Consider the following 7,552-nt stretch of genomic DNA (forward strand, 5'->3'; position numbering starts at 1 on the left):
GAGCCTTTCTCCTTATTAGCTCTTCAGGAGTTCCAGGTGGGCAGCATCAAGGTGGACAGAGAATTGATCAAGGACGCCGGCCGGGGGGGCGATACCGACCGTTTACTGAATGCTATTATCGCTATGGCTCATGCGATAAACGTCCAGGTGGTTGCAGCGGGCGTTGAAACGGAAGAGCAATTGCAATTCCTCTCCCGCGCAGGCTGCGACTATGCCCAGGGTTTCCTGTTCTCCAGGCCGCTACGCCAGGACGAATTCGAAGCATTGCTAAGACGGGACAGCCATTACGAACCTGCTTAAAGGTGTTCGGCTCAAAACGGGATCACCGGACGCCAACCTGGGTAATGTTCATGGGGAGTTCTCCTCATTCTCTGGCTGGTAAGTGATGTACTCAACCTTCAGGGTGGCGCAACGACGCCGGTGCAGGTGGGTGGGACTTCATCCCATTGCTTACAAGCGGTCAGCCCTGCATGTCGGTCAGCGCTCAAGGGGCTCATGGAGTGTGATGATTTCTGCTCCACTGTGATGCAGTATACAGCATTAGAACTTACTGTCATGGACAATAAGAATGATAAGGATTCAGGGTGAGTAACGGTAGGCAAGCAAGGCTTGAAGCGATCCAAGACGACACAGGTCTTAACCGAGTCCAGGATGCGTTGCGTACAAGCGAGGCGGAGTTCCGGACGCTGGTCGAAACCATGCCGCAAATTGTCTGGGTTACTCGGCCCGATGGTTGGCACATCGACTTTAATCAATGCTGGCTGGATTACACCGGGCTGACACTTGAAGAGAGCCTTGGATTTGGCTGGAACCCGCCCTTCCATCCAGAAGATCGGAGCTATGCTGCTGAGCTGTGGCTTCAAGCGACGAATAGCGGCGAACCCTATGAGGTTGAATACCGGCTACGTCGGTGGGACGGGGTGTATCGCTGGATGCTCGGCAGAGCCGTTCCCATGCGCGATGCCATGGGCAATATCGTGAAATGGTTCGGCACGTGCACGGACATTGACGATCTGAAGCGAACTCAGGAGCGTCTGGATGAGGCTCAGCGGGTCGGTAAGATCGGGGATTGGGATTACAGCCCCATCACCGGAGAAACTACCTGGTCGTCGGCCGTATATAGGATGTTGGGCAGAGACAGCCGGCTCGGTCCTCCCCAAACCCTCCATGAGAGCGCGATGCTCTTCGACGCTGAAAGCGCTGTGCTTTTTAAAAAAATGATGAGTTTGGGAGCCGCATCAGGGCAAACACAAAAAATTGACCTTCGAACAAACGGAGGCGACGGTAGAGAAGCTTATGTTCAGATAATCGCTATGCCAAGGAAAGATGATAGTGGCGAGGTCGTAGGCTTTTTTGGCACGATTCAAGACATTTCTGAACGAAAACATGCAGAACTGGCGCTGCACGCCAGAGCACAGCAACAACTGCTCGTCGCCGCCCTTGGACGGTTAGCATTGTCTGCCGCGAGTCTCGACGAGTTGTATACGGAAGCCGCATCGATAATCGCGCAGGGCCTGAACGTCGAGCTTAGCAACGTTTTGCTCCTGGACGGGCCTCAACAACCCTTGGTTCTAAAAGCCGGCATCGGCTGGGGACCCGGTTGGATCGGCCGCCAGGTGGCTTACCCAGTGGACCAAACACAACCGTATCGGGTCCTTGCAAGCCGCGAACCCTTTATCATTCATGATTTCAGCGAGGATTCGCGATTCGCTCCGTCTGCTTTACTCACTTCCCATGGTGTTATCAGCGGTGCCGATGTTCTGATTGGCGGAAGCGAAAAGCCGGTCGGTGTGCTGGGTGCTTACGCCGATACGCCCCGCAAATTCTCGACCGATGATGTCGGTTTTCTGCAAGGGGTTGCCAATATCCTCGGTGCGGCGGCCGAGCGCCAACGGGCTAACGAGCAGCTTAACTACATGGCCCTGCATGACCCGCTCACCGACTTGCCAAATCGTTTGCTGTTAACCGATCGGCTCAACGTAGCGCTGTCGGACGCCAAGCGGCATGGCCAACAAGTCGCCCTATTGTTCTTGGACCTCGATCGGTTCAAACAGGTGAATGACGTATTTGGGCATGCCCTTGGCGACCAACTACTTCATGAGGTCGCCAAGCGGCTGTCCCGCTGTGTGCGCGCCGAGGATACGGTAAGTCGGCAAGGGGGCGACGAGTTTATCGTGGCCCTAACGGGGATCAAGGTAGAACAGGATGTCGCTCTCATTGCCGATAAAATCCTCACTGCCATTTCCTCTCCCTTCCTACTGGAGGACATTGAAATTAACCTGGGCATCAGTATTGGGGTAGCGTGTTTTCCTCGCCATGGAGAGGATGCGGGGACCTTGCTGCGTAATGCCGACGCGGCCATGTACGTTGCCAAGGGGTTAGGTCGTAATTGTTATCAGTTCTACGCACCTGAAATGAACGTGCAAGCGTTGGATCGTTTGACCCTTGAAAGCGATTTGCATCGTGCCATTGAGCGCAACGAACTATTTCTAATGTATCAACCACAATTTTCCCTCAGTACTGGCGATGTTCTTGGCTTGGAGGCATTGGTTCGATGGCGGCATCCCTCCCTTGGGCTTATTTCCCCTGGCCACTTCATCCCCATTGCGGAGGATTCCAGCCTAATTGTCCCCGTCGGGAACTGGGTGCTGGAATCGGCCTGCCACCAGCACGCTTGGTGGGTGTCTCAGGGCTTAACGAAAGGGTCCTTGGCGGTCAACATTTCTGCGCATCAATTCCGCCAGGCTGATTTTTGTAATCGGATAAGCGATGCGCTGTTACGCACAGGACTATCGCCCGACTTGCTGGAATTGGAGGTCACGGAAGGCGTGGTCATGCAAGGCATTGACCAGGTCCTGCATAAGCTCAACACGCTTCGTGAATTAGGGGTCACGCTTGCCATCGATGATTTTGGTACCGGCTATTCAAGCCTGAATTATCTGAAGCAGTTTCCACTCCATCGCTTAAAAATTGATCAATCCTTCACTCGGGGGCTGCGCGGCGACCAGGAAAGTGGCGCGATTGCCGAAGCGATCATCCACATGGGACACAGCATGGGACTGGATGTGCTGGCCGAGGGGATTGAAACCAAGGAGCAGGAACATCACCTCCGAACGCTGGGCTGTGTTGCCGGACAAGGCTTTTTATACGCGAAGCCGCTTTCGGCCGAGGAGTGCGAGGAATACCTTCGAGGTAACGTGCGGGAGTAGTCGACCACTACATTAACGATTGGCTCAAGGTGGGAACAGCGGACGACATCGCCTAGTCGAGTTCTACGTCACTTTCGATAGCCAGGTCAGATCTGGCGACTATTGTAATAGGTATTACCTCTAACTAGGGGGCAAGTATGGTAACTCCAACATCGATTAAGCTCGACGATGATCTGAAGGAGCGGATCCAGCACTTGGCCGATGCTCGCCGTCGCTCGGTGCACTGGCTCATGCGTGAGGCCATCGAGCAGTATGTGGATCGCGAGGAAAAGCGAGAAGCTTTCAGGCAAGACACGCTCAGAGCTTGGGAGGACTACCAGACTACCGGCTTGCATGCGACCGCCGACGAAGTGAAAAAGTGGCTGGTCAGCTGGGGAGCGGATAACGAGACTCCGGCCCCAATATGTCACCAGTGATCTTCGCCCCGGCAGCCATCCGGGGTCTGGCGTGTTTGCGCGATTGTCTACGACCGAAAAGCCCAGCAGCGGCTGAGGGTAAGGGCCGCGCGAGCCATCAACCAAGGTGCCCAAGCACTCTGACAACTGCCACGCCTTATGCGTCCCGTTGACGTCCTGCCCAAGAATACAAGGGATCGGCTGATTGAATACGGTGACTGCGGCTATGTCGCCCGTTGCCGTATCGAGAGTGACACCGCTGTCGTGTTGGACATCCGTCATCGAAAGGGAGCCAGCTTCAAGCTGTATCGAGCATGCCATCCGTTTACCCATGAAAAGCCAGCAGAAATCATCTGCTGGCTTTTTAACTTTGGTGCCGGGTCGTCCATGCCCAGCACCACCTTAAGATAAGCAGATTGAGGGTGAGGCACCCGTATCATGATATTAAGACCCTCTTCGACTAGCGCAAGGTAAGCTATAACGGGCTTGGCCAGCATTAGGAGCAGCCCGTAGATGGCCAGATACTGACGGATGAGACGGGAATCTAGCCGCGCTAATCGCGGCTGGTGCCCGTCAATAAATCGTTCTGCGGTACCTTATGAAAAAAACCATCGCTAACCTCGAGCAGCACAGCCGCGTCTCCAGCCCAGTCCTGGCTCGGGGAGGCGCTTGCAATTATGTGTATTGGCGCCACTGGGTAGGGGGAGCTAGCTGCTTGACCTCAAGCAACGGGATAGCGAATAGGTTCGCCAGTTCTATGTCGTAGTGTGTTGCATCGAGATAATTTCCCATCTATTATCCATAACTGAAAATCCAGTACGCCAAACTAAGGACACTAACATGTCAAATTTGCTCGCAGACTATGCCCAGAATGAACGGATGCTAAAAGATCTTCAGCAGAAGCTGGAGAGGATGCAGAACGATCCGAAGCTCCAGGCCGAACTTGAGTTCAAAGAGAAGCTCGAGGCGTTGATGAAGGAGTACGATAAGAGTTCCAGGGATGTTCTAGAGCTGCTTAATCCCGATCATCAAGCTAAGCCTGTTGAGCAGACAGGGCAGCGGCGCAAGCGCAAGCTGAAAATTTACGAAAACCCTAACTCAGGTGAGGTGGTGGAAACTCGAGGTGGCAATCAAAAGACGCTGAAACAGTGGAAAGACGAATTTGGTGATGAGACAGTCGAGTCGTGGCTAGTGCGTACAGAAGATTGATTCAGCGAAGCCTATGAGTCTGCGCTCGATTCTGAGGCCCCATGCCACTGAGTGGTGAGAGGGCTATGCCATCTGAGTGTCGGTAGGCTCGTGTACAAGTTTTGCCCTGCAAACGGGGAGCCCGATTCATGACCACCAGATATGCCTTAGCGAAGAGGCCATGGCTGAGATCGGCAAGTTGTCGCTGCATCACGAGTTTGGCTATGGCACCATTTCATTGTGCTCGCCTTATCAGGTAGAGATGAGAAAGGGTAGATTTTGCCCATTTCTTGGAGATTCGCTAGGTCCTGCTTCCCTGAACCCGTTCCCCGGAGCTGGGCCTAGACGTGCTTTAGATCCGCACCTTCGATGGCCGCAAGGATTTGGGGGGCACTCGTCGAGGAGGACATCCCGGTCGGCAACGTTAGGTACCCGGCCCGAGTGGTTGATATAGTCCCTGACGGCTCGTGAAAGGATTGGGTTGGATAGGTCATGCTCTGCATCGATATCAGCGTAGATAGCGTCGTAGAGGAGTAGGGCACGTGCTTCTTGCCAGAGCATCTCCAGCTGGGCATCGCCGGCGACTCCCAGGTATTTAGCGCGCTCGAGTACGCGGCCACGGACTGAAGAGGGGATTGACTCAAAGAGCCCCGGCAGTTCCTGAGCGAAATCCTTTCCAGGCTGTGGCTCGAAGCCCCTGCCGTCGCGAAGAACTTTCAGGCGCTCCATCTCGCGGTACAGCTCCTCAAGCTCAGCCTTATGCCTATCGTCCACACGAGGCTCCTTTTAAGCGGTCCTGAGTGAATTAAAACTTTTCAATCGAGTGCACATAGCCAATAATCGGGTAGCCTGAATTTCTGGCTGCTTTCTCGGCATCTAGACGAGCTTCCAGCTTAGATATTTTACTGGATTTGAATTCGAAAATTTCATCCAGAGCAAGGCGTTTTTTTCTGACACCTAACCTTACAAGGTGGCCTATTTTATGACTCTCTGTAGGAGCCCTTTTCCGTGTAGGTGTAGACTCTTTAGCAGCAGGATTTTCTATCTTGGTTTGTTTTACGTTACGTTTACCAAATTGCTCTATCGCTTGATCTACTTCACGGTTGTGTTTGGAAATAAACTCATCGCGCGAAGTTAATAAAGATTCTTCTAATGCCTTCATGTCGTGATCCATCATTGAAACTCTTTTGTCGGAAGATGAGAAATGTTACCACATGGTGTGGCCTTCAACACGGGACAGAGGGTTTGTCGCAGCTTAATTTCCGATCAATGAACATCATCACACTGTCAATTCGAAAAACGCTTTCCTCGCCCTCTCCGAGGACCTCGCCACGAGCACCTGGAGCTGATCCTGGACTTCTGTCGGCTTCTTCTTGATCAGCCGCTGCATAAATCTCTTTGCCTTCTCTTCCTTATCTTCAATCGAGTCGGCTTCCGGGAAGGTAACGAGAGAGGCGAACCCAGGATCCTCAGTTAGATCGGTGATGGCATCGAGGATTTCAAGGGCGGGGATGTCCTTCTCATAGAATTCAAACCATGCAGGCACCATTTCGATCCGTAACCCATCCAAGCAAAATCGTCCCGCTTCAATGGGCTGCAATGTGGTAATCGTGATCATACCCGACATCTGAGTGGTGATACCCAGGCGGTTGTAGAGGACAGGTCAGGTGATGTACACGGTACTCCGTCCACTAGTGGACATGAGAGCCTTGAGGATTTCGGTCTATGAAAGTCCTCGCGGGCCGAGGATGCCCTATTCTGTGCGATAGAACCAGTCTTGGCGATACTGCCTCAGCGTCCCATCTTGTAGCAGGTACTCGAAGATTCCCTCCAGTGCTTCAGCCTGGCCAGGGTATTCGGACTGCTCAGAGAGCTTGATCACCGATAGAAGGGGGCTTGTTTCGATACGCTTGCGGATCCTTTCTTCTAGCTCGTAGCCCCATCGCCTACCAATCCTATCTACGGCTTCTATTCGCGCTGGGTCGCCTTCGCCCACGCCGTATCGCACCCAGGATTGTTGAGGAATGTATTCAGCCAGATTTCCAGACCTGCGATCATTTTCCAGCTCCCATAAAATACACTGCATATCAACAGTAGCCCCATTCTCGACACTGTCCAAAAAGTCCTTTAGCTCTACGATTCGGCCCTTGGCCACTAGCTTCTCGGCGGTCAGGCCATCAAGGCTGGCGATTGGATACAAACGGTACCAAGCCACTGCATTCTTGCGGGAACCGGCGAAAGTCTCAATCTGCTCAAGGATTTCTTCCATATCGTCGCTCACATCAGGCTCGGACTGATTATCATGGCCATACCTCATTTATGGACTCATTCAGCAATCTACGCTTTTCTTCTTTGGGTATTTCATCCATCGCTTTCTCTATAGCTCTTTCTAAATTAGTATTCAACTTTAATTGATATGGATCTTAGTATATTGCAGTCTCGCAGTCACCAAGATTTTTTGACGCGGATAGCAATGTATCGATATCAAGAAGTGGAACGGTGCGTTTTTTTCTGAAGAGACGATGGCGACGGTAGCGATCGCGCACAACGATGCATAGCTCATCGTAACGGACTTCAAGGTCATTACCCTGCCTGGCAAGCTGAATCTTCATGTTGCCTCCGGACCCTAGGTACTGATGTCGTATATACTTCATTCACGCTAGTATAGCTGGAGGCCCGGATAATCCCGCCTTATTCACCGAGCTGAGATAGAAAAGAAGATGGCGAGCAGTTTCTCTTGTAGAATCAATATGTTCCTGC

Annotated in this window: 9 protein-coding genes; 4 read left to right on the plus strand and 5 right to left on the minus strand. The window is 52.7% G+C overall.

What is annotated here, in order from left to right; translation table 11 throughout:
• The 4 genes from KG088_RS19230 to KG088_RS19245 form a co-directional block, all read left to right on the plus strand.
• Nucleotides 1-300 (plus strand): EAL domain-containing protein (locus tag KG088_RS19230; protein WP_213828197.1); only part of this gene is annotated, 300 nt, incomplete at its 5' end.
• A 284-nt stretch (nucleotides 301-584) separates the two neighbouring features.
• Nucleotides 585-3,209: a sensor domain-containing protein gene (locus KG088_RS19235; protein ID WP_213828199.1), complete on the plus strand. Its 2,625-nt coding sequence runs from the start codon at nucleotides 585-587 to the stop codon at nucleotides 3,207-3,209.
• 137 nt (nucleotides 3,210-3,346) lie between these two features.
• Nucleotides 3,347-3,625 carry a CopG family ribbon-helix-helix protein gene (locus KG088_RS19240; protein ID WP_213828201.1) on the plus strand — a complete coding sequence of 93 codons (279 nt, stop codon included), beginning with the start codon at nucleotides 3,347-3,349 and terminating at the stop codon, nucleotides 3,623-3,625.
• 819 nt (nucleotides 3,626-4,444) lie between these two features.
• Nucleotides 4,445-4,813 (plus strand): histone-like nucleoid-structuring protein, MvaT/MvaU family, encoded by a 369-nt coding sequence (locus KG088_RS19245; protein ID WP_213828203.1) that lies wholly within the window; start codon nucleotides 4,445-4,447, stop codon nucleotides 4,811-4,813.
• Between the two features lie 231 nt (nucleotides 4,814-5,044).
• Here the strand turns inward: KG088_RS19245 and KG088_RS19250 are convergent, their stop codons facing one another.
• From KG088_RS19250 to KG088_RS19270, 5 genes are all read right to left on the minus strand, one after another.
• On the minus strand, nucleotides 5,045-5,566 hold the full coding sequence (locus KG088_RS19250) for a hypothetical protein (protein ID WP_213828205.1): 522 nt from the start codon (nucleotides 5,564-5,566) through the stop codon (nucleotides 5,045-5,047).
• A 31-nt stretch (nucleotides 5,567-5,597) separates the two neighbouring features.
• Complete coding sequence (locus KG088_RS19255; protein WP_213828207.1) at nucleotides 5,598-5,969, minus strand: hypothetical protein; 372 nt, start codon at nucleotides 5,967-5,969, stop codon at nucleotides 5,598-5,600.
• A 102-nt stretch (nucleotides 5,970-6,071) separates the two neighbouring features.
• Nucleotides 6,072-6,410, minus strand: coding sequence for a hypothetical protein (locus tag KG088_RS19260; RefSeq protein ID WP_213828209.1), 339 nt, complete (start codon nucleotides 6,408-6,410; stop codon nucleotides 6,072-6,074).
• Nucleotides 6,411-6,545: 135 nt separating this feature from the next.
• Nucleotides 6,546-7,073, minus strand: coding sequence for a hypothetical protein (locus KG088_RS19265; RefSeq protein WP_213828211.1), 528 nt, complete (start codon nucleotides 7,071-7,073; stop codon nucleotides 6,546-6,548).
• Nucleotides 7,074-7,215: 142 nt separating this feature from the next.
• Nucleotides 7,216-7,404 carry a hypothetical protein gene (locus KG088_RS19270; protein WP_213828213.1) on the minus strand — a complete coding sequence of 63 codons (189 nt, stop codon included), beginning with the start codon at nucleotides 7,402-7,404 and terminating at the stop codon, nucleotides 7,216-7,218.
• Nucleotides 7,405-7,552 lie beyond the last annotated feature (148 nt).

This window comes from Halomonas jincaotanensis (assembly GCF_018448785.1).
Classification (GTDB): Bacteria; Pseudomonadota; Gammaproteobacteria; order Pseudomonadales; family Halomonadaceae; genus Halomonas; species Halomonas jincaotanensis.

What these genes read in the sequence shown, in the direction of transcription:
- KG088_RS19270 (WP_213828213.1), bottom strand. Translation starts at nt 7,404, where the DNA reads ATGAAGATTCAGCTTGCCAGGCAGGGTAATGACCTTGAAGTCCGTTAC.
- KG088_RS19245 (WP_213828203.1), top strand. Translation starts at nt 4,445, where the DNA reads ATGTCAAATTTGCTCGCAGACTATGCCCAGAATGAACGGATGCTAAAA.
- KG088_RS19255 (WP_213828207.1), bottom strand. Translation starts at nt 5,969, where the DNA reads ATGATGGATCACGACATGAAGGCATTAGAAGAATCTTTATTAACTTCG.
- KG088_RS19240 (WP_213828201.1), top strand. Translation starts at nt 3,347, where the DNA reads ATGGTAACTCCAACATCGATTAAGCTCGACGATGATCTGAAGGAGCGG.
- KG088_RS19260 (WP_213828209.1), bottom strand. Translation starts at nt 6,410, where the DNA reads ATGATCACGATTACCACATTGCAGCCCATTGAAGCGGGACGATTTTGC.